This window comes from Amycolatopsis keratiniphila, assembly GCF_000400635.2.
Classification (GTDB): Bacteria; Actinomycetota; Actinomycetes; order Mycobacteriales; family Pseudonocardiaceae; genus Amycolatopsis; species Amycolatopsis keratiniphila.
In genome coordinates this window covers 2,315,929-2,340,344 of the sequence record NC_021252.1, presented here as the reverse complement: position 1 = coordinate 2,340,344, position 24,416 = coordinate 2,315,929, and the positions used below count along the sequence as shown (strand labels likewise).

Below are 24,416 nucleotides of genomic sequence, written 5' to 3'. Positions count from 1 at the left end.
CGTCGGAATCTACTGTGGTGCGGCGATTCCTTGGCCGATGCCGCCATCGACGGTAAGCCTGGCACCGGTGGTGAAGGTGGCGTCGAAGGCGAGGAACAGCACCGCCGCGGCGATCTCCTCGACCGTGCCGTGTCGCTTCATGGGGGTCACCTGGTCACCCATCGCCATGAAGGCGTCACGGTCCTCGTGGGTCATTCCGGTGATCCCCATGGTCGGGGTGTCGATGAAGCCGGGGCTGATCACGTTCACCCGGATTCCCCGGGGCAGCAGCGCGCTCGCGATGCCCTTGGCGATGGCCCGGACAGCGGCTTTCGCTCCGGAGTAGACGGTCAGGGCGTCGGTTCCGCCCTCGTCGGCGATGGACGTGGTGAAGACGATCGAGCCGCCGTCTCGGATGAGCGGGGCCAGGCGCTGGGCGGTGAAGAACGCTCCCTTGGTGTTGGTGTCGAAGCTTTGGTCGTAGGAGGCCTCGGTCACCTGATCGAACGGTTCGAGCCTGGCGTGCCCGATGTTGACGAAGAGGAAGTCGATGCGGCCGAGCTTGTTCTCGACGTCTCCGCCGAGGGCGCGGATGTCGGCCATGCTCGTGGCGTCGGAGCGGACGATGTGCGCCGGCCGGCCGGCGAGTTCGGTCCGAACCGTTTCGATGGACTTCTCGTTGCGGCCGGTCAGCAGAACCTCCGCGCCTCCGTCGAGGAGGGCTTTGACGACCGCGAGTCCCATGCCGTGAGTCCCGCCGGCGACGACGGCTTTCTTGTCCGAGTGGTTGTTCACGTGTTTCGTCACTTTCCTTGTTCCGGGCGGTTGATCAGGTCGACGAGGTCGTCGAGTGAGCGGCCCGCGGCCCGGCGGCCGATGAGGTCCCTCATGGGGATGAGCAGGTGGGAAAGCAGATCGCCGTCGACTCCCTGGGCGTTGCTGGCGTCAACGATGTTGGCGATCGCCACCGCTTGCATGCCGGACGGGGAATCGGAGTCCTGGGCCGTGTCCTGCTGGGCGAGGACGGGCAACCCGATCATCGTCGCGGTGAGCCAGGGGATCAGCAGGGACGAGGTGAACTCCGGCAGGTCGGCGTTCTCCGTCCCGACGAGGGCGAGCGCGTGGCGAGCACCGGCGAACTGTCCGTACATCGCGCTGAGCAGAGCCAGGTCGTAGAGGGACGCCGAACCCGGATCCGCGCCGACGTACCTGCTGCCCCCCATCCGGTTCAGCGTCTGCTCGTGCTGGTTGAAGGCAGCCTGTGAGCCGCTGTACAGGACGAGGGCCTCCGGTCGGCCGATCATCGCGGGCACGGCCATGATGCCGCCGTCGAGGTAGCCGACGTCGTGTCTTGCCGCCCAGGTGGCGGTTTCGCGAGCCTGCTCCGGTGTGCCGTTGGTGAGGTTCACCAGTGTCCGGCCGGCCAGGGCACCTCCCGACGGGTCGAGGACCTGGTGCAGGACCGGGTAATCCAGCAGACAGGTGATCACCAGCGGGCTCGCGGTGAGCGCCTCGGTGATCGTGGCCGCGCGTGCCGCGCCGGCGGCGACGAGGTCGTCGGCCTTGCCGGCTGACCGGTTCCAGACGGTCGTGGGATGGCCGGCCGCCAGGAACGCCGAGGCCAGTGCCATGCCCATCGCGCCGAGGCCGACGACCGTCACCGGGATGGGTTCTTTCCGTTCGTTCACGCGAACTCCTTCACATCAGTACCGACACCACCGTGCGGCCGGCCGCACCAGGTCTGGTCTAGGTCGCGCCTAGGCTGGGCCTGCGCGGTCCGGCCCGGTCGTCCGCCGGTTACCGTTGTGCCGTGCGTTTCGGGGTGCTGGGTCCGCTGGCGGTGTGGACGACGGGAGGGTCTCCGGTCACCGTCAAGGAGTCGAAAGTCCGCGCGCTACTCGCCGTTCTGCTGATCAACCAGGGAAGGCCCGTGTCAGCCGACCGGCTCATCGACGATCTGTGGGGCGGGCAGCTTCCGCTCAATCCGCTGAAGACCTTGCAAACGCGGGTCTGGCAGCTTCGGAAGGCTTTGGAAGACGCCGAACCAGGCGGGCGGGACCTGGTGGTGTCGCAGCCACCCGGATATCTGCTGCGCGTCGATCCGGAGATGGTCGACACCGGCCGGTTCCGGGCCCTGATCTCGCAGGCAAGAGCCACCGGCGAACCGGTCGCGAAGGCCCGGCTGCTGTCGGAGGCGCTGGAGCTGTGGCGAGGTCCGGCGTTCGCCGACTTCCGCGACGCGGAGTTCGCCGGACCCACCGTGCAACGACTGGAGGAACAGCGGCTTCTCGCCGTGGAGGAACGGACCGAGGCGAGGCTGGCGTGGGAGGATCCAGCCGATCTGGCCGTCGAGCTGAGCGAATTGGTCGGCCGTCACCCGCTGAGAGAACGCCTCCGCGCCGTCCACATGCGGGCGCTGTACCGCGCCGGCCGGCAGAATGACGCACTCACCAGCTACGGCACTCTGCGTCATCGGCTGGCCGAGGACCTGGGGCTGGATCCCGGTCCCGAACTCGCCGCCCTGCATCAAGCGATTCTGGAGCGAGCGCCCCACCTCGGTGCGGCACCGACCACTCCGGCGCCTCGCACCAACCTGCCCACCGCCCTGACCGCACTGGTCGGCAGGGCGGACGCGGTCACCGACGTACGTTCGCAGGTCACCGCCGCCCGGCTGGTGACCCTGACCGGTCCTGGTGGTGTCGGCAAGACCCGGCTGGCGGTGGAGGTCGCCACGCAACTGGCCGGCACCTTCCCCGACGGCGTCTGGCTGGCCGAACTGGCCGAACTGGACCACAGCACCCGCTCGGGCAGGCCCAGTTCACTCAGCGCCCTCGTGGACCTGGTGACCACGGTCCTCGGCATCCGGGCGGACCCCACCACGATCCCGCTCCCCGCGACGAAGCCGGCCACCTCGATCGAACACCTCGCTGCCGCGCTGCGAGCGAGAAGGCTTCTCCTGGTCCTCGACAACTGCGAGCACGTGATCGAGCCCGTCGCCGAGCTCACCGACCGGCTTCTGTCGGCCGCGCCAGAGCTGCGCATCCTGGCGACCAGCAGGCAGCCGCTCGAGGTGGACGGGGAGCTGTTATGGCCGGTCGCACCACTCGAACCACCTGCCCCCGGCGCGCCGATCGAAGCCGTTCGCCGATCCGGTGCCGTGCAACTGTTCGTAGCACGGGCAACGGCCGCCACGCCTGAGTTCACCTTGAACCAGGACAACGCCGACGCAGTCGCCACGGTCTGCCGCGCGCTCGACGGGATTCCGCTGGCCCTCGAACTGGCCGCCACCCGAACCCGCGCCCTGGGCGTCCGTGAGCTCGCCGCCCGGGTCGACGACCGGTTTCCGCTGCTGACCAACGGGAAACGGGGCGCCCCGGCCCGTCAGCGAACCCTGCGGGCGATGATCGACTGGAGCTGGGAGCTCCTCACCGAAGCCGAACGCGTCGTCCTGCGCCGTCTGTCCGTCCACGCCGGGGGCTGCACCATCGAGGCGGCCGAAGAAACCTGCGCCGGAGACGGCGTACCGCGGAACGCGATCGTCGACCTGCTGGCCCGGCTGGTCGACCGTTCGCTGGTCGTGATGACCGAGACCACGGACGGCCCCCGATACCGTCTGCTCGAATCCGTCGCGGCCTACTGCCACGAACGCCTGCACGAAGCGGGTGAGTCCACCCGGATCCGGCATCGGCATCACAGGTACTACATCGAGCTCGCCGAACATGCCGAGCCGCGGTTGCGCGGCGGGCACCAGCGACACTGGCTCCGGCGGCTGGACACCGAGACCGCCAACCTCCACCGGGCGCTGGACCACGCGATCCGGCACGGCCAAGCGGCCTGGGCCCTCAGGCTCGCCAACGCCTTGAGCTGGTACTGGTTCCTGCGCGGCAGGCTCGGAGAAGCACGCCGGACACTGAACCGCGTCCTGGACCTCGAAGGAACCGCACCCGCCGCGGCAAGAGCCATCGCCACCGTCTGGCGAACGGGTATCACGCTGCTGATCCGCGACAACGCCGAGGCGGACACGACCACTCCCGAACACGCCTTGGACACGCTGCACAAGAGCGTCGACGACCCCGCGGCACGGGCCTTCGCCGAATGGTTCCTGGTCTTCGCCCAGCTCGGCTTCGGCACCACCGTCACGACCGACGGATGGATAAACCGCCTCCGGTCGGCCTTCCACGCCATCGGGGACCGCTGGGGCATCGCGGCCACCTCGACCATGGGAGCGTTCGTCCTCGCCGAAGGAGATCTTCCCGAAGCCGCGCGACTCGGCCGTGAGAGCCTCGCCCTTTTCGAAGAACTCGGTGACAGGTGGGGGCAGCTGAAGGCCGGCCAGCTCCTCGCCATGCTCGCCGAAGCCACCGGCGACTACGAGCAAGCCGCACTCTTCCGGCGTCAAGGACTGCGCAACGCCGAGGAACTCGGACTGTGGACCGAAGCCGCCCACGAGCTGTCCAGCCTGGGCCGGAGCGCCTTGCTCGCGGGCGACTACGCCACTGCGAAGCAACTCCACACCCGTGCGATGCGGCTGGCCACCGAACAGTCCTACCAATGGGGCATCCAACACGCCGAAGTCGGCCTCGGGCTCGGCGCCCGGCGTCAAGGCCGACTCGACGTCGCCGAAACCCACCTGCGCAACTGGCTCGACTGGTGCCGCCGATGGAAGGGAACCCCCGGTCTCACGCTGATCCTCGCCGAACTCGGCTTCATCGCGGAACTACGCGGCGACACCCGGGCGGCGCTCGCGCTACAGCTCGACGGGTACGCCGCCGCCCGGTCCACCGGCGATCGTCGGGCGATAGCGCTCGCCCTCGAAGGACTCGCCGGCGCGCACTCGCTGGCCGACCGTCACGACCACGCCGCCAGGCTGCTGGGCGCAGCCGCCATGCTCAGGCGATCAGCGGGAGCACCGATGCCACCCGCCGAACACGGCGACATCGATCGCATCACCGCCAGGATCCGGCAAGCCCTCGGCGACGGTGCTTTCGCCACCGCGTTCCACCACGGACAGGAAACCGGGCTCGACACCATCGTCACCTGCGACCACGCGCACAGCCGGACCGCGTCCGGGGTGGATTGCGAAATTAGCTGAAAGTTCGTACATCTGGTGCTTCGGGAGAGGCGAGCCCGGCGGTTACGATGATCTTTCCGGCGGCAGTCGTGACTGGGGGGCAGGAGACGACATGAGTGCGCCACGTGCACCGTTCCGGTTCGGCGTTGTCCTGGTGTCCGAGGCATGTTCCCGGGCGGAGTGGGTGGCCAAGTGCCGCCGCGCGGAAGAACTCGGTTACGACGTCGTCTCCGCCTGTGAGCACGTGAACCTCCCGTCTCCGTTTCCCTCCGTGATCCTCGCGGCGGAAGCGACGGAGCGGCCGAGGATCGGTATCTATGTCCTGAACACCAGTTTTCACAATCCGGCGCTGCTGGCCCGGGACGTGGTCACGGTGGATCAGTTCGTGGAAGGCCGGCTCGAACTCGGACTGGGCACAGGCTACGTCGAATGGGAATTCCAGAAGACGGGCATTCCCTTCGGTACCCCGGGCAGCCGGGTGGACCGCCTGGAGACGACGCTCGGCGAGCTGCAGCGCCTTCTCGCCGATCCGGAGCACCCGAAGACGGTGCAGCGGCCACATCCGCCGATACTGGTCGGCGGACACGGCGATCGGGTCCTGCGGCTGGCGGCGCGGAACGCGGAGATCATCAGCTTCGTCGGCGCCCGGTACCGCCCGGAGTACGGCCGGATGGTCATCGCGCCCGCCGAGGAAATGGTGGAGCGGACCGAGTTCGCGCGTCGCGCGGCCGGTCCCCGGGCCGATGAGATCGAATACAACCTCCTGTCCAAGGCGACCGTGCTCACCAAGGACCGGAGGTCTGCGCTCGATCAGGTCCGCCGTTTCGCGCCGCACCTGGACGACGAACGGATTCTCGCCGCTCCGACGGTGTCGATCGGAACGCCGCGGCAGATCGCCGAACAGCTCCGGGAGAACCGCGAGGTGTACGGGATCAACTACATCACGGTGATGGAACCGGCGATGGAAGCCTTCGGCAAGGTGATCGAGGTTATGCGGTAACCGGTCGGGCCACTGTTGTCGCAATTCCGGAAAGAAGAAGCACTACGCGCCGCGGTTGCGTTCGTGTGCCTTGGTCAGCACGCTCGACAGTCTCGAGGCCTCCTCGTCGGAGCCGCTCAGGTTCGGCGCGACGAGCTGGACGGAGGTGAATCTCCCTCCGCTGCAAGTTTGTCCGTTGATGGCTTTGGGGTTCTCCCGAGTGGGAATGAGATTCACGGTGCGGGAGCTGCCGGCCGGTAGTCCTTGCACCTCCAGCAGCATGGAGAACAGTTCACAGGCACGATCCGGTGCGATCTCCTTGCCTGAGGCGATCAGGTCGCGAGCCGCTTCCAGTTTGCGAGCCGTCTCCGGATCGTCGAGCAGTCCCGACCTCTTCACCTGCTCGATTGCTGCCGGCAATTGCGTTGCCCACGTTCCGGCTGACGCACCGATCACCTGGACACGTCCCCCCGCAGGCGTCTCCCAATGACACGCCGGCATCCCGCCGACAGCCAAAGCCTTCGGATCGGACACCTCTCCGGTAAGCATCGACAGCTCAGCAGGCGTGAGAAGTTCACACAAAGCGTCCGGAGTGGACGTCTTGGTCTCCGGGTCAGCGGACGACGGGGCCGCGTTCTCGGCGGCCTTGCCTTGCGGCGCCGAACCAGACTTGTCCGACGAACACCCGACTAGACACAGCATTGCCGACGCGGCGACGAACACTGCGATTCGACCGGCTCTCAGATAGCCGAGGCACTCCACGTTTGGCATCTTGCGCTCATCTCCCCCATCCAAAGTGAAGGGAGGCTACCAGGAGTGCGGTTGCGAAGAGGATGATCACGTGTCCGACGACCATCCGTGAGTGATGTGAAGCCAACAGCTTGTCCAACTGCGGAAGCAAAGAACTTCTACTATCGGCACACCGGAGCAAACGGAGCCCAGCCGCGAGATTGCCGACGAAAAACCAATATCCCCGTAGGTCGGCAACGATATCGATGTGGCGGGCCGGGTCGGGCTCGAACCGACGGCCAAGGGATTGTGAGACTGCGGCTCCGGCATGTCATCCAGTGTCGTCAGATGCCAAATTCTGCCGGTTTGCGCAGGTCAACGCCAGTTTAAGCCAGGCCGATCCCCACTCGCGGATCAGGCGGTGTGGCGGTTGTGTCGTTGGTCGCGCGGGACTATGGCGGCGACGGCTTCGGCGGTGTCGCGGGCGAGCTCGGACAGGACGTGGGCGTAGGTGTCTGCGGTGACCGCGATGGAGGAGTGGCCGAGCAGCTCTTGCACGACTTTGAGTTCTGCTCCGGCGGCGATCATGAGTGTGGCCGCGCCGTGGCGGCGGTCGTGCTCGCCGACATTACGCCGCAGGCGCTGCGCAGACGGCTCGCCACGGCAACGTCTACGCCGCTCAGAAGGTCGACGCCGCGCTCGCCAACTACTTCTGAGTCGGCAATCTCACGGCCTTACGAGAGCTGGCTCGGCAGCAGGTGGCCGCCCAAGTAGACGTAACGTTGCAGCGCTATCGCAGCGAGCGATCACCGGTACCTGGGAAGCTCGGGAAGGATCTCCCCCGCGATCACCGGCGGGCCGAGAGCAAGCCCCTGCTCCGCGGGGCCCGATGCATCGCGCTGCGCGCCGGTACCGAGCGGCTGGAGTTATGCGTCATGCGCGGCGACGGACAAGCTGATGCTCCCCGAATACGACGCCGGCCCGGTGAACCGAAGTTCACCAGGCCGGCATGACCGTGAGACTCAGACCACCGGAACCGGTGGGGTCAGCAATGCCGTCGATATTCCGTAGTGAACGTAAAGCCCGCCAGTGGAACCGATCTCCGTCACGCTTGTCCACATTCCGTCCGTGCCGGAGTTTCCAGGGCTGGCTTCACCGACACCAGAACCAGCAGCGGCGGCAGAACTTTGCTGTCCAGCCCTAATCTCGTCGTTTAGATTTGCGCGAGCGAATTGCCGCGCCCAGCAGGGCGCCGATCGCGGCACCGATCAGGGGAACCCCGATCGAAGGAGCCTGGTTGACCCAGAAGACGACTCCTGTTCCGCACAGCACTATCAGGAAGATGTAGCCCGCGCGGTTCTTTGACATTTTCGTCCAATCTGCGGCCCGGGCAGCTCAGTCTGTTGGCCAGTTGTACTTGTCGAAGGGATCATAGGTCGAGTCGTTGGGATTGTTGCAGCGATAGGTTGTGGCGAGGCCGACTCCGCCACCTGCCACACCACTGCCCCACAGGCCTAGGGGAGACGCGAGGAGACCGACTCCAACGCTGAGTGCCGCGCTGGCGTAGTCGCAGAAACCGAGCGAATACCCACCGCCGCCTGCGCCGCCACCGCCGCGCCGACGTGGTGAGTAGTGCATTCGCCGTGTCACCACGCGATGGTTGCGCGCGTACCGGGACGATCGATGGTAGCCGCGATGGCCGGAACGGCCGTACCTGTGCTGAACGGCGCGATGGCGATAGCTGCGCTTGCTGTAGGAGCGGTGATAGTACTTGCGGTGGTAGTACTTGCGATGCCGGACGCGAGTACCGTCGAGATCCATCGCGTTCACGGGGTCAGCGGCGACGTAGTCGTAGTCGTTGGCGGAGCCACCCTCGACCGGGTCGACACTCAGGAACCGGCCGAGAACCGGACTGTACGGCCGTGCGCCCATTTCGACGAGCGCGAGCGCGCCGGCATGTTCGGTGCCGCGTTGATGTTGTCCGAGCCATCCGCCTTGGTCACCCACGCCATCGGCGGCGCCAAAGCAGAACGTGTCCGGCACGACTACGCCCCCTTGAACCTCGCGGCCATCGCCCTGCGCGTAGACGCTCCCACCGTCCTCGATGCCCTGCACATCCAGCGCGCCGCCGCACCCGCGGCCCGCTCACTCGGCGCCTACCCGTTCAACGACACCTTCACCCTCGGCTGCGGCGGACCCGAACTCGGCACCCACCTCTCGACGCCGACCCCACTCCCCCGTGGCACGAACCTGGGAACACGCGCGGCGAAATCAGCATGCCGCCGGCTGGAGACACGGTCCTCAGCGGCTGGGCCACCATCGGCGGCACGCGAGCCGACTGCGTTCTCGTCGTCGACCAGAACAACGTCGTCATCGGTGGCGGCCTCATCGGCCTGCCGGGTTCGGCCGCCAGGACGAAGACTCCCGCACCGGAAGGAATGGCCTGGCAAGCCGTCGCACCAGCCGGTACTTCGATCGGCGGAGTGATCGCCGTGAAGGCGGGCGCACTCTACCGACTGCAACCGCAAGAGTGATGATCGCCGCGTGGCCGCGTGTGGCGACTGCAGCAAGTCACCCCACGCAAGCGAGGCAAATCCCTTGGCCTTAACGCTCGCCGACCACGCCGGCCCGATGAGCGGAAGTCCACCGGGCAGGCTTGACCACGAGGGCCTCAGACCACAGGGGCCGTCGGGGTCAGCAGTGCCGTCGCCGTGCCGTAGTGAACGTAAAGGCCACCGGTGGAGCCGGTCTCCGTCACGCTGGTCCATGTTCCGTTCGTGCCGGGGTTTCCGGGGCAGGCTTCGCCGACCAACGGGATCTCGCCGGTTGTCGTGGTGGTACTGAAACCCTTCAGCGTGAACCCGGTGATCTGGGTCTTTACCCTGGCGTCGTAGGTGACCTCGTTGGCGACGGAGGTCGAGGTGGCATGGGCGACGTTGTGGGTCTTCTCGCCCTTCGTGCCTTCGCCCGTGACCCAGGTGCACACGGCCGCATAGGTGCCGGTCTCGTCGTAGGTGAAGCTCACCCCGGAGGCGTTGGCCTGCAGTTTGGCGTTGTTCCAGCCAAAAGGCGTCTGGACCTCGCCCTTGCCGACGAAACCGGTACCCGTGGCCGGGTCCAGCGTGTAGGCCTGGGCGATCCCGCCGAACAAGAGCGCGGCACCCGCTGCGGTCCCGGCGACGACACCGATCTTCCGATTGATCCTCATGGTTGAACGACCTCCATAGCAGGCGACCTTCTTCTGTTCCCGGTAGATCGCTGGAACGGCCGCTCTCGTTGGGAGTCCGAAGACCTCGATCTCTTGGGCCTTTCGACCCAATCCCGTTCGTTCAATACCGGCTTACCCCGGACGCGGTGAACGCGGCAGCGGCCCCCGGATCGATTCCGTCACGATGATCGTCACGGGAGCCGACGGCCTAGGCATTCACCGGGGACAGCGTGCCCCAGGGCGCCCGGCACCCCAATGGCCGGCGCGGCCGATCGCACTGTTCGCCGAACACTGGCGATGGGTACCCGAATGCCTGAAGTCCACCGTCTGGCGTGATCGCTTAACTACAAGGTGCACAGGACTGAGACGAAACCGTGTCTGTCGTTGACCTTCTGCTCGAGGTCACGCCCAACCGACCTACTGAAGCCCCCCACCGCAGCAGTTGCGACGAGGAATCAGAATGGCTGCGACGCCACCAACCGGCTCCGCAAAGCACTTCTCCTACTATCAGCACACCAGAGCAAACGGAGCCCAGTCACGATTAACGCCGAGGCGAAATTGCCGCCGAAGTACCAACATCCCGCAGATCGACAGCGATATTGACGTGGTGGGCCGGGTCGGGCTCGAACCGACGGCCAAGGGATTATGAGTCCCCTGCTCTAACCAACTGAGCTACCGGCCCCAACGGTGTCCTGACACCTCCGCGGGAGCCGTCCCAGCCCGAACAGCGGGTTTGCGAACGCACAGAAGTCCCAGTTCGTTCCAAGCTATCACAGCGTTCACCTGCCGCGATCGCCTAGGCCGATCAGTTGGTTTCCGGCGCGGGGCAAAGCCGGCCCGGCTAGGTTTCAGGGACCAGCGCCGGGCGGCATGCCGTCCGGGCCCGTCGGGCAGGGAGGCGCTCGTGGCGAATCCGGTCGCCATCGGGCTCGGTGTCGTGGCGGTCATCGGCATCGTGTTGTCACTGAGGGCGAGCATCCGGGTACTGCGGCGAGCCGGTCTTCGGATCGACGCGATCCTGTCCGAGGAGCTGGACGACCGGCCGAGGTAGTCGAGTACCGGTCTATTTTGGACGGTCAACGGCCCGGCGACTCGGGTGTCGTGAGCGCGGCCGGCGGCGGAAACAACCTCGAACTGGTCGGTTGAACGATCGGTGCGCCATAAGCCGCATAGCTGAACCAGATCGCCCCGCCCACCTTCGGCGTGGTCTGGTCGAACATCGCCCGCACCTTGAATGTCGTCGCCGTGTACGAGCCCTGCACCGTGTTCAGCATGTACGCGTTGAACTGCCCCGGCGTGTTCGCCGAGACGACCACCACCGCCGGGACCGCGCCCAGCGTGTGCTGCACGGTGCACATCCCGGCGCCGTCGGTCACGCACGACGTCTCCGCGGCCTGCACGCTCGGCGCCGGCGACGGGCCGACGGCGCCGGACGTCCCAGCGAACACGGTGCCCCCGGCCGCGGCGACGGCCAGCCCCGCCACGGCGAGCGCGGCCTTTTCCCTGGTCCTCATGTTCGTCCTCCTCGCTCGGAACCCGAAAGCAAGGGTCGGCGGCCGCGCCGCGAGCGTTACGCCACCCCGAGCCGTCGCAGCGCCGGCCGCCATCGGTTCCCGCCGGTCGCCAGGCCCAGCGCCACCAGGCCCGCGCAGTACTTGCTCACCGACTGCTGCTCCCGGATCCGCAGTTTCGCCAGCGCCTCGGTGACGCTGTTGCGCTCGAAAGCCGACTTCACCTCCAGCAGCACCAGGTCGTCCCCCGCCGCCAGGCTCCGGGGGCCGGAGCGCCAGACCAGCGACGTGTCGCAGGTGATCCGCGTGTCGGCGGTGACGAGGGTGGTCCGCCGGTAGTCGGTGACCAGCGCGGGGAGCAGCGGCCGGGGCGCGGGGCGGCCGTAGGCGGCGGTGAGGGCGTCGTCGAGGAACGTCAGCGCGGGCACGGTCAGGCCGTGCGCCGCCTCGGCCGGATGCGGGCGGCGGATCTTGACCGTTTCGTCCCGCCGTCCGCTGACCTTGAGCTCGCAGTAGGTGTCGGCCGAGTCGGTGTAGGTCCGCGTGCGGATCTTGAACCGGCGACGGCGATCCTGCCGGTGCGCGCGGAAGATCGCCAGATCCGGCGTGTCGAAATAGGTCGACGAGTAGCCGAACACCCGTTGCCCTTCGATCTCCAGGCAGCGGAGCGACAGCACCTCGGCGACGGCCAGGAAGTCGTTGAGCGGCAGGACGTACTTGCGGTCCGTCCGGCTCATCAGCCCGCTCGTGGCGACGACTTCGGCCAGCGACAGCGAAGGAAGCCTCTTCGCCACCGCGGCGACGGTGGCCGTGCCGCGCCCGCTCACCGGTGCCCCGCCGGGGCGCCGTGGACGACCGCGGCGGTGTCCGGCCGGAACCGGACGTCGACGACGGTGACTTCGCGGACATAGTCCACTTCGGACACACTGTGCCGCACGACCGTTCCGCCGAGCCGCGCACGCAGTTCCATCAGCATCGTCTGCTCGTCGGGGTAAACGGTGTCGAGCACGACCGTCCGCCGCTGCGGGCCGCGGGTGCGTGACGGGTGGTCGGCGACGTACATGACGGCCAGCAACAGCACATTGAAGACGGCGACGATCCGCCAGTCCGCGGACGGCAGCCCGTTCACCAGGCCGAGCACCAGCGCGACGAAGTAGTACGCGACCTCCTGCTGGCTGATCGAATCGGACCGCAGCCGGATGATCGACAGCACGCCGAAAAGCCCGAGCCCGAGCGCGCTCGCGGTCGACACGGACAGCAGCACGGCAACCGAGACGCAGACGCCGACGTTCAGCGCGAGATAGGCGCAGGCGAGGTCACCGCGGTGATGGCGGCGGGCGTAGATGCCGTAGGCGAGGATCACGGCGGCGACGAGGTCGACGGTGAGATGAAGCAGTGTCGTGGTCATGGAGACCACTGTGCGGCCCGAGAAAGAGACCGTCGTGAGATCCCGATGAGAACCGTCTCATCAGGACTCACCGAGCCGGTAGCCCATCCCCCGCACGGTTTCGATCCGCTCCGCGCCGATCTTCCCGCGCAGATAACGGATGTAGACGTCCACCACGTTCGAGCCGGGGTCGAAATCGAAACCCCAGACCCCGCCGAGCAGTTGCTCGCGGGACAGCACCTGGCCGCGGTTGCGCAGCAACGTCTCCAGCAGCGCGAACTCGCGGGCGGTGAGGTCCTTCTCCTCCCCCGCCACCGAAACCCGCCGTGTGCGCAGGTCGAGCGAGAGGTCCCCGGCACGCAGCACGGCCGGCTCGGCTTCGGGATTCCCCCGCAGCCGCAACCGGATCCGTGCCAGCAGTTCCTCGAACGCGAAGGGTTTGGCCAGGTAGTCGTCGGCGCCGTCGGACAGCCCGGCGACCCGGTCGACGACACTGTCCCGCGCGGTCAGGATGATCACCGGTACCGTCCGGCCCGCCGCGCGCAGGGCCCGCAGCAGATCCGAGCCGTCGAGGTCCGGCAGACCGAGGTCGAGGACGACGAGGTCGTGCGCGCCGGTCAGCGCCTCGGTCAGCCCTTCGGAGCCGGTTTGAACCCAGCGAGTCGCGAAACCCTGCGCCCGCAGGCCTTTCTCGACGAAGGCGCCGATCCTGGCGGAGTCCTCCACCACGAGCACACTGGTCACCGGTCCACACCTTCCGCGACGGGGATCTCCATGGTGAACGTCGCGCCTTCGCCGGGCACGGTGTCGAGCAGCACCCGGCCGCCGTGCGCTTCGGCGATCGCGGCGACGATCGCGAGGCCGAGCCCGGCGCCGTCGTCGCCGCTGGAGTTGCTGCCGCGTTTGAACCGTTCGAAGATCCGGCTCCTCGAATCCGGCGGGACCCCCTCGCCGGTGTCGCGGACCCAGAGCCGCGCCGTCGTCGCCGTCACCTTGGAGCCGAGGGCGATCTCCTGGCCGGGCGAAGTGTGCCGGACGGCGTTGGAGACCAGCTGCAGCAAGGCCTGCGCGAGCCGTTGCCCGTCCGCGCGGACCTTCACCTCGGCCACCGCGTCGAGCCGCCAGACCCGGTCGGCCAGCGGACGGGATTTGGCCAGGGTCTCGACGGTGAGGTCGGCGAGATCTGTTTCACCTGGGGCGAGGAAGTCGGGGTTGCCGGATTTGGCGAGCACCAGCAGATCGTCCACGATCCGTTGCATCCGCCCGAGTTCGTCGAGGACCAGCCGCCGGTTGGCCGCGTTCTCCTCGGGATCTTCACCCATCAGCTCGATATGGCCGCGGACGATCGTGATCGGGGTGCGCAGTTCGTGCCCGGCGTCGTCGATGAAGTCGCGCTGCCCGGCGAAGGCGCTTTCGAGCCGGTCCAGCATCGTGTTGAAGGTGCGCCCGAGCGCGGCGACGTCGTCCGAACCCCGCACCTCGATCCGGCGGGAAAGGTCGGTTTCGCCGATCTGCTCGGCGGCCAGGCGCACCTCCCGCACCGGCGCGAGGATGCGGCCGGCGACCAGCCAGCCGATCAGCCCGGCCAGCACCAGCGCCGCCCCCGACATCGCGGCCATCACGCCGACGACGTCGTTGATCTCGCCCGCGGCGTGGTCGACGAACTCGACGATCACCAGCGCGCCGCGGCCCGGCGAGCCCTCGATGGTCACCGGGACGACGCCGTAGCGCGCGGACCCGACCGCGGTGGTGACCGTGCCATACGCCGGGCTCGTGGCCCTGGAGAGTTCGGCGACGAATTTCGGGTCCGTGTCGAGACGGACCGGCGGCTCGATCGCGCTCCGCCTCGACGCGGCACCGTCGCTGATCGAGAAGAACGTCTCGTACTTCTCCGGCAGATTCCGTTCCAGGTGACGGCCGAGGACCGCCTCGACGGTGGCGGGCTGCCCGGCCGGGCGGGCGTCCGGCGACGCCAGGAAGGCACGGAGTTTGCCGGTCTCGTGCGCGATCTCGTTGTCGAGGCGCTGGTCCAGCTGGTTGTGCAGGACGGTCCGGGTGGCCAGCAGCGATCCGGCGAGCGCGAGCAGCACGACCAGCAGGACCCACGCGAGGATCCGGGCGCGGGCGCTCATCGGCCCCGCTCAGTCGTCGAGGTCGAAGTGGTCATCGGCGTCATCAGGGTCATCATCGACGTCGTCGTCGTGCCCGGCCAGCCGGGGCGGGACGACGGCGGGCGGGGCCCCCGCTTCACCCGGGCCGGTGACGGCCTGCCCCGCCGGGGCGACGACCGCCGGGCCGAGGTCGGGCGGTGAGTCCGCGGTGGCCGCGATGACGGCGAACGTGCCGGTGGCCGCCACCACGACGGCGGCGACCCCGGCCAGGACGATGATTCGGACTCGCATACCCCCAAGGCTGCCCGGAACCGGTGAGCCGCCGATGAGGGCTCGATGAGAACTTTCTCATCGAGCCCTCCCGCTCACTTGAACGCCGCCGCGTTGCGCGCCGCCCATTCGGCGAAGGTACGTCCCGGCCGCCCGAGCACCTTTTCGACGTCGGGGCTGACCCGCAGTTCGTCTTCCGTGGGCGTGCCGAGGATCGAGAGCGTGGCCTCCACGACCACCGGCGGCATGAACTCCGACATCGCGGCGCGGGCCTCGGCTTCGCTCAGTTCGGTGAATCGCAGCGGCTCGCCCAGTGCCTCGCCGAGGTCCGCCGCCTGCCGCCGGGGCGAGATCGGTTCGGGTCCGGTGAGCACGTAGGTCCGGCCGTGGTGGCCGGGTTCGCGCAGCACGGCCGCCGCGACGTCGGCGATGTCCGCCGGGTCGATGACGGGCAGGGCGACGTCGCCGAACGGCGCGGCGACCACCCGGTCGGCCCGGATCGCCGGTGCCCACTGGAAGGCGTTCGACGCGAACCCGCCCGGCCGCAGCACCGTCCACTCCGGACTCGACGCTTTGACCGCCTCTTCGAACGCGGGCGCGTGCCGCCCGGTCCCGACGCCTTGGGAGGACAGGAGCACGATCCTGGCTCCCCCGGCGGCCGCGACGATGTCCGCGACGTCGCCGCCCGCCGCCATGAATTCCCCTGACGTCAACAGGAAAATCCGATCCGCGCCGTCGAAGACCTGCTTCAATCCGTCGGACCTGGCGAGGTCGGCCTGCACGGTGCGCACGCCGTCGGGCACGTCCGCCGCCGAGATCCGGCGCGACACCGCCGTCACCTCTTCTCCTGCGGCGGCAAGGGTTTCCACCAGCAGCCGTCCCACGTTCCCGGTCGCTCCGGTCACCACGATCATGGTCTCTCCTCGATTCGCGTTTGCGTTGACGCGACCGAAGCTACCTTCCCTGAGATAGTAGGTACCTAGAGGAAAGTATTGGGTTCGTGAGCGCGATCACAACTTCGAGGACGGCGGCGGCCGCTTAGGGTCGGGCCATGTCCGAAACCGCACTCGGCCCGCTTCGCGTCCTCGACTTCTCGCGGGTGCTCGCCGGCCCGTTCGCCACCATGCTGCTGGCCGACCTCGGCGCGACGGTGATCAAGGTCGAGCGGCCGGGCACCGGCGACGACACCCGCAGCTGGGGCCCGCCCTACGACGCGGCCGGTCAGGCGACGTACTTCCAGTCGGTGAACCGGAACAAGACGAGTGTGGCGCTGGACCTCGGCGATCCGGACGATCTCGCCAAGGCCCGCGCGCTCGCCCTGGAGGCCGACGTCGTGGTCGAGAACTTCCGGCCCGGCGTGATGGAGCGCCTCGGCCTCGGCCCGGAGGTGCTGCTGGCGGCGAACCCCGGCCTCGTTCTCTGCTCCGTCACGGGTTTCGGTTCCGGCGGCGGCGCCGCGCTGCCCGGGTACGACCTGCTCATCCAGGCCGTCGGCGGGCTGATGAGCATCACCGGTGACCCGGACGGCGAGCCGCAGAAGGTCGGCGTCGCGCTCGTCGACGTGCTGGCCGGGCTGTTCGCGAGCGTCGGCATCCTCGCCGCCCTGCGCCACCGCGACCGCACCGGGCAGGGACAGCGCGTCGAGATCGACCTGCTGTCCAGCCTGCTCGCCGCCCTGGTCAACCAGGGCAGCGCCTACACCTCCGGCGGGACGGTCCCGGCGCGGATGGGCAACCGGCATCCCAGCATCGCCCCGTACGAACTCGTCCCCTGCGCCGATCACGAACTCGCGCTCGCCGTCGGCAACGACCGGCAGTTCGCGGCCTTGTGCGAGGTCATCGGCCTGCCGGACCTCGCGGAGGACAGCCGCTTCGCGACCAATCCGGCCCGGGTCGCGCATCGGACCGAACTGCGCGCGCTGCTCGAAGACCACTTCGGCAAACGGCCCGCGGCCGACTGGGCGGCGGAGCTGAGCGCGGCAGGCGTGCCCGCCGGGGAGGTCAACGACGTCGCGGGCGCGTTCGCGCTGGCCGAACGGCTCGGCCTGAGCCCGACGGTGGATCTCCCGCGGCCCGACGGCACGTCCGTGCGGCTGACCCGTAACCCGATCGGGCTGTCGGCGACACCACCGCGCTACGAGACAGCGCCGCCGGACGCGCCTGGGCAACTGCCCCTTCCCCTGCCCGGCTGGAGCTGACGGACGGCGGTCAGCGGACTGTCAGCGCTTCGTCAACGCCGGCCGTGAAGCTCCTGCCATGACGAACAGGACAGTCCTCATCTCCGGCGCGAGCATCGCCGGTCCCGCGCTCGCCTTCTGGCTCTCCCGCCAGGGTTACGCGGTCACCGTGGTCGAACGGTCGCGGGAACTCCGCGGCGGTGGCCAGGCGGTCGACTTCAAGGGCGCCACCCACCGCGCCGTGCTCCAGCGGATGGGCATCCTCGACGAGATTTACCGGCAGCAGACCGGCGGGCTCGACCAGACCATCGTCGACGCCGAGGGACGGCCGCTCGCCGTCCTGCCCGGCGAGTTCACCGGCGGCGACGTCGAGATCAGGCGCGGCGATCTGGCCCGGATCCTGTACGACCGGACCTCGTCGGACTGCGAGTACGTCTTCGGCGACTCGATCACTTCGCTGACCGAGACTCCCGGCGGCGTCGATGTCACCTTCGAGCGTGAAGCCCCTCGGCGGTTCGACCTCGTCTTCGGCGCGGACGGCATCCACTCCACCGTGCGACGGCTGGCGTTCGGCCCGGAAGCCGACTACGTGCGGCACCTCGGCCACTACTACGCCCTGGTCGAAACCGACGAGCCCGACGGCGGCCCGGCCGTGATGTACAACGAGCCCGGCCGGATGGCGGCCACCGGCGGGCCCAAGGCGAACGCGTTCTTCGTGTTCGCCTCCCCCGAGATCGACTACGACCGCTACGACACCGGCAGGCAGAAGGAGATCCTGGCCGCCGCGTTCGACGGCGGCGGCTGGCGGCTGCCCGAGCTGATGGAGATGGTGAAGCGTTCGGACGACGTCTACCTCGACTCGATCGCCCGGGTCACGATGGACGGCTACTCCACCGGCCGCGTCGCGCTCCTCGGCGACGCGGCGTACGGGAACACGCTGGGCGGCTTCGGCACCGGGCTCGCCGTCGTGGCCGCGTACGTCATCGCGGGCGAACTCGCCGCGGCGGACGGCGACCACGCACTCGCCTTCCGCCGGTACGACGAGAAGTTCCTCGGCTACGCCAAGATCGCCCGCAACGCCAACGCCGGGCCGTTCCTCGCACCGCCGACCACCCTGCGGATCAAACTGCGCGACCAGATGTTCAAGCGGCGGCTCCTGCTGCGCGGGATGCTGTGGGTGACCGACAAGTTCGCCACCGACATCACCCTCGACGAGTACCCCGCGCTCGCCCGGCAGGGCTGATTCAGAGCGGGGGCGCGGCCCCGTGTCCGCGCCCTTCCCCGGCTCCGTGCTCGGCGACCTGGAGCAGCAGTCCCGCCGCCACCCGCACGATCTCCCGTTCCGCGGGGGTCAGCGTTTCGTCGAGGGCCCCGGCCAGCCAGCGGTTGCCGTCGCTGACGTGTGCGCGCAGGGCTTCGCGGCCGTCGTCGGTGATCGCGATCCGCTGGGCCCGCCGGTCGTGCTCGTCGGGACGCCGGGCCACGCGGCCTTCCGTTTCGAGCGCGTTCAGCACCCTGGTCAGGGACTGCGGCTGCAATCCCTCGATCGCGGCGAGCGCGCTGACGGTCGACGGCCCGCTGTGCCGCAGGTTGGCCAGCACCGACGCGGCCAGCCTGCTCAGGCTCCGATCGTCGCCGGGCTGCTCCGCCCGCAGGCGGGACGACAGCCGCGAAACGGCCCAGCGCACCGACTCGGCGACCTGCGTGGCTTCACCCATGATGCGACGCTAACACTTATCGATTCCACACCAAACTCGCGAAACTGACGAATATAAGTAAGCGTAAGCTTTGCATATGACCCCGAGTCCGTGGCGCGTGTTCTGGGGGCTGCTGGAACACGATCTGCTCATCACCCGGAAACAGCTCGGCGGAGTACTGGCGCAGGTGCTCATGCAACCCGTGCTGATGCTCCTGGTGTTCGGAAAGGTCCTCGGCGCGCTCGGCTACACCCCACCCGGCTACGCGCGGCTGCTCCTGCCCGGGCTCGTCGCGCTGAACGCGTTCTTCGCCGCCGCCCAGAACGCGTCCTTCCCCCTGGCCATGGAGTTCGCCACCCGCACCATCGAGAACAGGCTGCGGGCACCCGTGCCGCTCGCCTGGATCGTCGTCGAGCGGATCTTCGCCGCGGCGTCGCGAGGTCTGGTCACGGCCGTGTTCATGGTCCCGGTCGGCGCGCTCGTACTCGGCGAACTGTCCTGGCGGCCGTCCGGTCTCCCGGCAGCGCTCGGGTACACCGTGCTCGGCGCGCTGGCGGGTGGCGCGGCGGGGGTGACGATCGGCTCACTCGTCTCCCCCGCCCGGATCGGGATCACCTTCTCCTTGGTGATGCCGCCATTGCTGTTCACCGGTTCCGCGCAGTTCCCGTTCCCCGAACTCGCCGCCGTCCCCTGGTTCCGCGCCCTTTGCGCGCTGAACCCGATGACCTACGTCAGCGAAGGCCTGCGCGGCGCGCTGACCCCGGAGGTCGCCCATCTGCCCGCGTGGCTCTGCTCGCTCGCGCTGGTGCTCGCGCTGGTCGTGCTCACCCCTGCGGGTCTGCATGCGTTCCGCCACCGGGCGATCACCTGACTTCGCCGTGCGCGATCCGCCGTGCCGTGGTCGGCTGGATCGGGTTTCCCGCGTGACGTTTCCGGGGAAGCGGTGTCTTAACGGGTGACCACCTGTCCGGGTGGGGTGAAGGGAGCTTCGGCATGACGGCGCTGCACAGGTGCGCTCGATGACGGCTTCGGCGAGAACAGAGCCGCTCGCGGCCGGCGAAACGGTGCTGGACGACGCGACGCTGGTGGCGCGCGCCCGCGACGGCGAGATCCGCGCGTACGAGCAGCTCGTCCTGCGGTTCCAGGGGCCGATGTACCGGCTGGCGCTGCGGATGCTGGGGAACAAAGGGGACGCCGAGGACGTCGTCCAGGAGGTGTTCCTCGTCGCTTGGCGGCGGCTCGACCAGCTGCAGGAGGACGCGGCGTTCGTCGGCTGGCTCTACCGGATGACGACCAACCGGTGCCTGAACGTGATCCGCGCCAGGAAACCGGTGGCCGACGTCGAGCTGGACCAGCAGGAGTCCACCGGTTCGGCGGGGCGGCCGGATCGCGCGGCCGAGACGAGCGCGCAGATGACGGCGCTCACCGGCGCGCTGGACCAGCTGACCGCGGAGCAACGGGCCTGCTGGCTGTTGCGCGAGGTCCACGGTCGCTCCTACGAGGAGATCGCGAAGGCGATCGGGGCGACCACCACCGCGGTGCGCGGACGCATCGCGCGAGCACGAGCACAGTTGGCGGAGGTGATGGCGCCATGGCGATGAACCACGCGACCCGCGACTACCTGCTGCCGTGCGGCCGTGATGTGGAACAGGTCTGGGACCGGCTCGACGAGGTCGACGCCGGCCGGGCGGACGCGCACGAACTCGACTGCCCGCACTGCCGGGCGACCCGCGAAAGCCTTCTGGTGCTGCGCGGGCTGACCAGGGAACTGGCCGAAGACGACGCCGAGCCGTCGCCGGACCTCACCGGCCGCATCATGTCCGCGATCCGCGCCGAGGTGCGGCGTCGCGATCTGGTGCCCCTGGCGAGCCCGGAGCCTGGCGAGGTCCAGGTGAGCGATCAGGCGGTCGCGGCCGTGCTGCGGTTCGCCGCGGACTCCGTCGACGGCGTCCGCGCGCGGCGCTGCCGGGTCCTGCCCGCACCGGACATCACGGACCCGCTGGCCGTGAACGTGGAGCTGAACCTGGCGATCGCGCATGATTTCGACGGTGACTCGCTGGACGTCGTCCGCGAGCGGGTCACCGCGGCGGCGGGCGCCAGGGTCGGTCTCCGCCTGGCCCGGCTCGATCTGGTGGTGGAGGACCTCTATGACGCGTGAGCAAGCACCGGCCCGGCAACTGGTCGAGACGGTGATCGCCCCGCCGGTGATCGCGGCGGTCGCCGCGCACGCCGCGGCCCGGGTCCCCGGCGTGGTACGCCTGGAACCCGGGCTGCGCGGGCTGGCCGGTTCGCTGACCAGGATCGCGCGGCAGCGGATCAAGGGCCTCGAACCGGCGCCCACGGAAGGGGTCCGCGCGTTCGTCGAGCACGACCCGCCGGACGTGCGGGTGGAGATCGACCTCTCGCTCTCCGGCCTGGACCAGGCCGCCGCGACCGCGCAGGCGGTGCAGCGAGCCGTGGGCAAAGCGGTCACCGAGGCGACCGGGCTCACCCCGTCGGCCGTCTCGGTGTCCATTTTGGACATCGAAATCCGTGGAGGACTGTTGTGACCGCACGATCCGAACTGACCGCTTCGCTGCTCAGCGCGCTTCGCGAGATACCGGGGCTGCGCGCGGCCACGCCGTCCACCACGGCCGCCGCGTCGGCGGTGCCGTGGGATCTCGACGTGATGGCCGTCGACATCTCCGAGAACGTCGTCGAGCTCCGCGTGGTCGCGCTGGAGGTGCCGATCCCGCCGCTCACGGAGGTCGCAGGGGCCGCGTTGCGCGCCGTGCTGGCCGGAACCCCTTGGGAGAACGCGAGTCTGCGGCTCGTGGTGACCGATGTGGACGCCGCCGCGCTCGTTCCCTGACACGAAGATCGCGGTGGCCGCGCCCGAAGGCGTGGCCACCGCGTTCTCGAGGCGGGGACCTAGTTCTTGTTGGTGCCCGGGGTCAGCACCTTGTCGATGACGAAGACGGTGGCGTTCTTGGTCGGGATGTTGCCGCACAGGACCTTGGCGCCGTTGACGGTCATGTTCTCGCCGGAGCCCTCGATCTTGACCGGGCCGCCCGCGGTGTTCAGGCTCTCCACCGACTTGGCGGACTCCAGGCCCTTGGCGTCGTAACGCTTGCCGACGACGTGGTACTGCAGGATCGGGGCCAGCTGGTCCGGCTTGCCCGCCAGCTCGGCGAACTTGGCGTCGCCCAGTGCCTGGAAGGCCGGGTCCGCCGGGGCGAACACGGTGATGGCCTGCTGGCTGTTGAGCGTGTCCACCAGGTTGGTGGCCTTCACCGCGGCGACCAGCTTGGTCAGCAGCGGGTTGGTCGAAGCGGCGCTGGCGACCGGCTGCGGGCCCATCGAGTCCAGCGAACCCGGCGCACTGCCCTGCGGCAGCTGCGAACAGGCCGGGCCGAACACGTCGGCGTTGGTGGTGACCCCGTCACCGGAAGCGGCGCTCGACATCGGGGCCGACATCGACGAGGACGGGGCGGGCGCGGGGGCGCTGCTGGAGCTGCCGGACGAAGCGCTGTCGTTGCTGCTGCAGGCGGCCAGGGCCAGCGCGGTGACCGCGGTGAAACCGATTCCTGCGACGCGAAGCTTGCTCACGGAAAATCACTCCATTTGTTTTTCGGACTCTTACCGGGTATTCGGAACCACGGTGAAATCGGATTGCCACCCATTCGAGTGACGCCGATCACCGTGCGGTGAAACTGATGACGTGCCAGCCGGTCGCCCCGTCGGGAACGGTTCCGGCGCGCGCGTCGATCTGGGTGTAGCCGGATTTGTCGACCGCCCGGACGGTGACCTGGTGACTGCCGGCCGGGACGTCGAATTCGGTCCACCACATCCGCCAGGTGTTCACCCCCACCTCACGGGAAAGCGTTGCGGGCAGCCAGCTTCCGTTCGCGCCGAGCCGGACTTCGACCCGCTCGATCCCGGTGTGCTGCGCCCACGCGACACCCGAGACGCGGACCTTGCCGGCGGGTACCGTTTCGAATCCTTTCGGACTGTCGATCCTGGACTGCGTTTTGATCGGGGCCTGCTCACCCCAGCCGCGTTCGAGCCAGTACGCCCGGCGCGCTTTCCACGTGGTGATCTCCAGGTCCTTGACCCATTTCGTCGCCGAAACATAGCCGTAGAGACCGGGGATGACCATTCGCGCCGGAAAACCGTGTTCGACCGGCAGCGGTTCCCCGTTCATGCCGATCGCCAGCATCGCGCCCCGTTCCGGATCGAGCGCGGCGACGACCGGGCTGCCCGCGGTCCAGCCGTCGACGCTGGTGGAGAAGATCTGCTCGGCACCGGGCAGGACCCCGGCCTCCCGCAGCAGGTCCCCGAGGTCCACGCCGATGAAGTTCGCGGTGGAGACGTAGTTCCCGCCGACCTCGTTGGACACGCAGGTCATGGTGATCGTGCGCTCGATCAGCGGCCTGCCGCGGATGTCGTCGTAGCTGAACCGTTTTTCCTCGCGCACCATGCCGTGCAGCCGGAGGCTCCAGTCCTCGGCCCGGACCTGCGGCACCGACAGCGCAGTGTCGACGCGGTAGAAGTCGCGGTTCGAGGTGAGGAACGTCGGCGTGCCGAGCTTCGCGAAATCCGCGTCGGCCGGGATGGGCGGCGCCGGCTCGGCGGGAACGAGCCGCCCGACGGCCGCCCGCGAGGACTCGGCGTCTCGCGTGCCGGCGAGGAGCTGACCTCCGGCCCCCGCGGCCCCGGCGGCCACGACGGCGCCGACCCCGGCCAGCAGCACCGATCTGCGTGATGCGCCCGCGACTTCGGCCTGGGGAGCGGCCGAGGCCAGGCGATGCAGCCAGAAGAAAACGCCGACCCCGGCGATCAGGCTGGCCAGCGGTGCGAGCAGCGCGACCGCCGAGAGGTCGGGCCGCTGCGCCACCGCGAACCCGCCCAGCAGCCCGAAGGCGGCGATCAGCGTGATGCCCGGAACGGGTGACCGGCGCGAGGCTATCCCGGCCACGGCGGCGGCGAGCACCATCACCACGGCCATCCCGCCGAGCAGCACGAGCTTGTCGTAGACGCCGAAGGTGCGGACCGCGAAATCCTTCAGCCCGACCGGCGTCAGATCGATCGCCCCGTTGCCGACCGCGAGGTACGGCGAAGCGTTGGCACTGATGAACCCGGCCACCAGATGACCGGCCGCCAGCGCCGCGGCGAGGGCGACGACCCCGATCAGCGCGGCCCCGAAGACGGGGAGGCGTGGTTCCCGAGCGGTCCGCGAAGTCTCCATGCCCGGTATTCGAGGCGGCCGGCCCTGCGGACAGGTCGGCCTTGCGTAACACCGTCTCGGTACAGGTGGTC

Annotated in this window: 27 protein-coding genes, 1 tRNA gene and 1 pseudogene; 12 read left to right on the top strand and 17 right to left on the bottom strand. The window is 68.9% G+C overall.

The features are described from left to right. Nucleotides 1-9: 9 nt before the first annotated feature. Together AORI_RS51900 and AORI_RS51895 are read right to left on the bottom strand one after the other, a co-directional pair. A complete protein-coding gene (locus AORI_RS51900; protein WP_043848675.1) occupies nucleotides 10-774 on the bottom strand; it encodes an SDR family oxidoreductase in 765 nt (254 codons plus the stop codon). 8 nt (nucleotides 775-782) lie between these two features. Next, a complete protein-coding gene (locus AORI_RS51895; RefSeq protein WP_016332563.1) occupies nucleotides 783-1,667 on the bottom strand; it encodes an NAD(P)-dependent oxidoreductase in 885 nt (294 codons plus the stop codon). A 122-nt stretch (nucleotides 1,668-1,789) separates the two neighbouring features. Between AORI_RS51895 and AORI_RS51890 the strand changes: the two genes are divergently transcribed. Then, on the top strand, nucleotides 1,790-5,071 hold the full coding sequence (locus tag AORI_RS51890; RefSeq protein ID WP_016332562.1) for an AfsR/SARP family transcriptional regulator: 3,282 nt from the start codon (nucleotides 1,790-1,792) through the stop codon (nucleotides 5,069-5,071). A 91-nt stretch (nucleotides 5,072-5,162) separates the two neighbouring features. Further along, a complete protein-coding gene (locus tag AORI_RS51885; protein WP_043847983.1) occupies nucleotides 5,163-6,050 on the top strand; it encodes a TIGR03621 family F420-dependent LLM class oxidoreductase in 888 nt (295 codons plus the stop codon). A gap of 42 nt (nucleotides 6,051-6,092) precedes the next feature. Here the strand turns inward: AORI_RS51885 and AORI_RS82825 are convergent, their stop codons facing one another. Together AORI_RS82825 and AORI_RS82820 are read right to left on the bottom strand one after the other, a co-directional pair. Then, nucleotides 6,093-6,800: a DUF3558 family protein gene (locus AORI_RS82825; protein ID WP_081809657.1), complete on the bottom strand. Its 708-nt coding sequence runs from the start codon at nucleotides 6,798-6,800 to the stop codon at nucleotides 6,093-6,095. Nucleotides 6,801-7,172: 372 nt separating this feature from the next. Continuing rightward, complete coding sequence (locus AORI_RS82820) at nucleotides 7,173-7,346, bottom strand: tyrosine-type recombinase/integrase (protein WP_016332559.1); 174 nt, start codon at nucleotides 7,344-7,346, stop codon at nucleotides 7,173-7,175. A gap of 30 nt (nucleotides 7,347-7,376) precedes the next feature. Between AORI_RS82820 and AORI_RS84755 the strand changes: the two are divergent. Next, a pseudogene (locus AORI_RS84755) lies at nucleotides 7,377-7,714 on the top strand (sensor histidine kinase); the annotation flags it as partial. A gap of 439 nt (nucleotides 7,715-8,153) precedes the next feature. Here the strand turns inward: AORI_RS84755 and AORI_RS84235 are convergent. Then, nucleotides 8,154-8,801, bottom strand: a complete 648-nt coding sequence (locus AORI_RS84235; RefSeq protein WP_016332558.1) for an RHS repeat-associated core domain-containing protein — start codon at nucleotides 8,799-8,801, stop codon at nucleotides 8,154-8,156. A 233-nt stretch (nucleotides 8,802-9,034) separates the two neighbouring features. Here AORI_RS84235 and AORI_RS84230 point away from each other — a divergent pair, with 233 nt between their 5' ends. Further along, on the top strand, nucleotides 9,035-9,292 hold the full coding sequence (locus tag AORI_RS84230) for a hypothetical protein (RefSeq protein WP_016332557.1): 258 nt from the start codon (nucleotides 9,035-9,037) through the stop codon (nucleotides 9,290-9,292). 137 nt (nucleotides 9,293-9,429) lie between these two features. Here the strand turns inward: AORI_RS84230 and AORI_RS82400 are convergent, their stop codons facing one another. Next, the gene (locus AORI_RS82400; RefSeq protein WP_016332556.1) at nucleotides 9,430-9,966 is read right to left on the bottom strand and encodes a hypothetical protein; all 537 of its coding nucleotides are present in this window, start codon (nucleotides 9,964-9,966) and stop codon (nucleotides 9,430-9,432) included. Between the two features lie 605 nt (nucleotides 9,967-10,571). Further along, nucleotides 10,572-10,648 (bottom strand) — tRNA-Ile (locus tag AORI_RS51860). A 222-nt stretch (nucleotides 10,649-10,870) separates the two neighbouring features. Between AORI_RS51860 and AORI_RS83860 the strand changes: the two genes are divergently transcribed. Then, nucleotides 10,871-11,017 (top strand): hypothetical protein, encoded by a 147-nt coding sequence (locus AORI_RS83860; RefSeq protein WP_016332555.1) that lies wholly within the window; start codon nucleotides 10,871-10,873, stop codon nucleotides 11,015-11,017. Between the two features lie 25 nt (nucleotides 11,018-11,042). Here AORI_RS83860 and AORI_RS51855 read toward each other — a convergent pair whose 3' ends face one another. The 7 genes from AORI_RS51855 to AORI_RS51825 form a co-directional block, all read right to left on the bottom strand. Further along, nucleotides 11,043-11,480 carry a hypothetical protein gene (locus AORI_RS51855; RefSeq protein ID WP_016332554.1) on the bottom strand — a complete coding sequence of 146 codons (438 nt, stop codon included), beginning with the start codon at nucleotides 11,478-11,480 and terminating at the stop codon, nucleotides 11,043-11,045. A 56-nt stretch (nucleotides 11,481-11,536) separates the two neighbouring features. Then, nucleotides 11,537-12,304, bottom strand: coding sequence for a VTC domain-containing protein (locus tag AORI_RS51850; RefSeq protein WP_016332553.1), 768 nt, complete (start codon nucleotides 12,302-12,304; stop codon nucleotides 11,537-11,539). Next, the gene (locus AORI_RS51845) at nucleotides 12,301-12,885 is read right to left on the bottom strand and encodes a DUF4956 domain-containing protein (RefSeq protein WP_016332552.1); all 585 of its coding nucleotides are present in this window, start codon (nucleotides 12,883-12,885) and stop codon (nucleotides 12,301-12,303) included. The genes AORI_RS51850 and AORI_RS51845 overlap by 4 nt, the downstream gene beginning before the upstream one ends. Nucleotides 12,886-12,945: 60 nt before the next feature. Next, the gene (locus AORI_RS51840; protein WP_016332551.1) at nucleotides 12,946-13,608 is read right to left on the bottom strand and encodes a response regulator transcription factor; all 663 of its coding nucleotides are present in this window, start codon (nucleotides 13,606-13,608) and stop codon (nucleotides 12,946-12,948) included. Then, nucleotides 13,605-14,996: a sensor histidine kinase gene (locus tag AORI_RS51835; RefSeq protein ID WP_016332550.1), complete on the bottom strand. Its 1,392-nt coding sequence runs from the start codon at nucleotides 14,994-14,996 to the stop codon at nucleotides 13,605-13,607. The genes AORI_RS51840 and AORI_RS51835 overlap by 4 nt, the downstream gene beginning before the upstream one ends. Nucleotides 14,997-15,005: 9 nt before the next feature. Beyond that, nucleotides 15,006-15,266 carry a hypothetical protein gene (locus AORI_RS51830; RefSeq protein ID WP_016332549.1) on the bottom strand — a complete coding sequence of 87 codons (261 nt, stop codon included), beginning with the start codon at nucleotides 15,264-15,266 and terminating at the stop codon, nucleotides 15,006-15,008. A gap of 74 nt (nucleotides 15,267-15,340) precedes the next feature. After that, nucleotides 15,341-16,159, bottom strand: a complete 819-nt coding sequence (locus AORI_RS51825; protein ID WP_016332548.1) for an NAD(P)H-binding protein — start codon at nucleotides 16,157-16,159, stop codon at nucleotides 15,341-15,343. A 137-nt stretch (nucleotides 16,160-16,296) separates the two neighbouring features. Here AORI_RS51825 and AORI_RS51820 point away from each other — a divergent pair, with 137 nt between their 5' ends. Further along, nucleotides 16,297-17,442, top strand: coding sequence for a CaiB/BaiF CoA transferase family protein (locus AORI_RS51820; RefSeq protein ID WP_016332547.1), 1,146 nt, complete (start codon nucleotides 16,297-16,299; stop codon nucleotides 17,440-17,442). A gap of 58 nt (nucleotides 17,443-17,500) precedes the next feature. Next, entirely contained in the window at nucleotides 17,501-18,664 is a 1,164-nt protein-coding gene (locus tag AORI_RS51815; protein WP_016332546.1) for an FAD-dependent monooxygenase, read from the top strand. Nucleotide 18,665: 1 nt separating this feature from the next. On the opposite strand, the gene AORI_RS51810 is transcribed toward AORI_RS51815, so the two are convergent. After that, on the bottom strand, nucleotides 18,666-19,139 hold the full coding sequence (locus AORI_RS51810; RefSeq protein ID WP_016332545.1) for a MarR family winged helix-turn-helix transcriptional regulator: 474 nt from the start codon (nucleotides 19,137-19,139) through the stop codon (nucleotides 18,666-18,668). A 76-nt stretch (nucleotides 19,140-19,215) separates the two neighbouring features. Between AORI_RS51810 and AORI_RS51805 the strand changes: the two genes are divergently transcribed. The 5 genes from AORI_RS51805 to AORI_RS51785 all read left to right on the top strand — a co-directional run bounded on the left by AORI_RS51805 (nucleotide 19,216) and on the right by AORI_RS51785 (nucleotide 21,969). Beyond that, nucleotides 19,216-19,989, top strand: coding sequence for an ABC transporter permease (locus tag AORI_RS51805; protein ID WP_016332544.1), 774 nt, complete (start codon nucleotides 19,216-19,218; stop codon nucleotides 19,987-19,989). Nucleotides 19,990-20,137: 148 nt separating this feature from the next. Further along, entirely contained in the window at nucleotides 20,138-20,719 is a 582-nt protein-coding gene (locus AORI_RS51800) for an RNA polymerase sigma factor (protein WP_016332543.1), read from the top strand. Further along, complete coding sequence (locus tag AORI_RS51795; RefSeq protein ID WP_016332542.1) at nucleotides 20,710-21,276, top strand: hypothetical protein; 567 nt, start codon at nucleotides 20,710-20,712, stop codon at nucleotides 21,274-21,276. Before AORI_RS51800 ends, AORI_RS51795 begins: the two co-directional genes overlap by 10 nt. Then, the gene (locus AORI_RS51790) at nucleotides 21,266-21,667 is read left to right on the top strand and encodes an Asp23/Gls24 family envelope stress response protein (RefSeq protein ID WP_016332541.1); all 402 of its coding nucleotides are present in this window, start codon (nucleotides 21,266-21,268) and stop codon (nucleotides 21,665-21,667) included. Before AORI_RS51795 ends, AORI_RS51790 begins: the two co-directional genes overlap by 11 nt. Then, nucleotides 21,664-21,969 (top strand): hypothetical protein, encoded by a 306-nt coding sequence (locus AORI_RS51785; RefSeq protein WP_016332540.1) that lies wholly within the window; start codon nucleotides 21,664-21,666, stop codon nucleotides 21,967-21,969. The genes AORI_RS51790 and AORI_RS51785 overlap by 4 nt, the downstream gene beginning before the upstream one ends. Nucleotides 21,970-22,028: 59 nt before the next feature. Here the strand turns inward: AORI_RS51785 and AORI_RS51780 are convergent, their stop codons facing one another. Then, nucleotides 22,029-22,706: a fasciclin domain-containing protein gene (locus tag AORI_RS51780; protein WP_016332539.1), complete on the bottom strand. Its 678-nt coding sequence runs from the start codon at nucleotides 22,704-22,706 to the stop codon at nucleotides 22,029-22,031. An 88-nt stretch (nucleotides 22,707-22,794) separates the two neighbouring features. Beyond that, complete coding sequence (locus AORI_RS51775) at nucleotides 22,795-24,345, bottom strand: molybdopterin-dependent oxidoreductase (RefSeq protein WP_016332538.1); 1,551 nt, start codon at nucleotides 24,343-24,345, stop codon at nucleotides 22,795-22,797. Nucleotides 24,346-24,416 lie beyond the last annotated feature (71 nt).

Excerpts from the sequence above, each read along its gene's own strand:
- AORI_RS51885 (WP_043847983.1), top strand. The coding sequence starts at position 5,163 with ATGAGTGCGCCACGTGCACCGTTCCGGTTCGGCGTTGTCCTGGTGTCC.
- AORI_RS82825 (WP_081809657.1), bottom strand. The coding sequence starts at position 6,800 with ATGCCAAACGTGGAGTGCCTCGGCTATCTGAGAGCCGGTCGAATCGCA.
- AORI_RS82820 (WP_016332559.1), bottom strand. The coding sequence starts at position 7,346 with ATGATCGCCGCCGGAGCAGAACTCAAAGTCGTGCAAGAGCTGCTCGGC.
- AORI_RS84230 (WP_016332557.1), top strand. The coding sequence starts at position 9,035 with ATGCCGCCGGCTGGAGACACGGTCCTCAGCGGCTGGGCCACCATCGGC.
- AORI_RS82400 (WP_016332556.1), bottom strand. The coding sequence starts at position 9,966 with ATGAGGATCAATCGGAAGATCGGTGTCGTCGCCGGGACCGCAGCGGGT.
- AORI_RS51855 (WP_016332554.1), bottom strand. The coding sequence starts at position 11,480 with ATGAGGACCAGGGAAAAGGCCGCGCTCGCCGTGGCGGGGCTGGCCGTC.
- AORI_RS51845 (WP_016332552.1), bottom strand. The coding sequence starts at position 12,885 with ATGACCACGACACTGCTTCATCTCACCGTCGACCTCGTCGCCGCCGTG.
- AORI_RS51835 (WP_016332550.1), bottom strand. The coding sequence starts at position 14,996 with ATGAGCGCCCGCGCCCGGATCCTCGCGTGGGTCCTGCTGGTCGTGCTG.
- AORI_RS51830 (WP_016332549.1), bottom strand. The coding sequence starts at position 15,266 with ATGCGAGTCCGAATCATCGTCCTGGCCGGGGTCGCCGCCGTCGTGGTG.
- AORI_RS51825 (WP_016332548.1), bottom strand. The coding sequence starts at position 16,159 with ATGATCGTGGTGACCGGAGCGACCGGGAACGTGGGACGGCTGCTGGTG.
- AORI_RS51820 (WP_016332547.1), top strand. The coding sequence starts at position 16,297 with ATGTCCGAAACCGCACTCGGCCCGCTTCGCGTCCTCGACTTCTCGCGG.
- AORI_RS51815 (WP_016332546.1), top strand. The coding sequence starts at position 17,501 with ATGACGAACAGGACAGTCCTCATCTCCGGCGCGAGCATCGCCGGTCCC.
- AORI_RS51810 (WP_016332545.1), bottom strand. The coding sequence starts at position 19,139 with ATGGGTGAAGCCACGCAGGTCGCCGAGTCGGTGCGCTGGGCCGTTTCG.
- AORI_RS51805 (WP_016332544.1), top strand. The coding sequence starts at position 19,216 with ATGACCCCGAGTCCGTGGCGCGTGTTCTGGGGGCTGCTGGAACACGAT.
- AORI_RS51800 (WP_016332543.1), top strand. The coding sequence starts at position 20,138 with ATGACGGCTTCGGCGAGAACAGAGCCGCTCGCGGCCGGCGAAACGGTG.
- AORI_RS51795 (WP_016332542.1), top strand. The coding sequence starts at position 20,710 with ATGGCGATGAACCACGCGACCCGCGACTACCTGCTGCCGTGCGGCCGT.
- AORI_RS51790 (WP_016332541.1), top strand. The coding sequence starts at position 21,266 with ATGACGCGTGAGCAAGCACCGGCCCGGCAACTGGTCGAGACGGTGATC.
- AORI_RS51775 (WP_016332538.1), bottom strand. The coding sequence starts at position 24,345 with ATGGAGACTTCGCGGACCGCTCGGGAACCACGCCTCCCCGTCTTCGGG.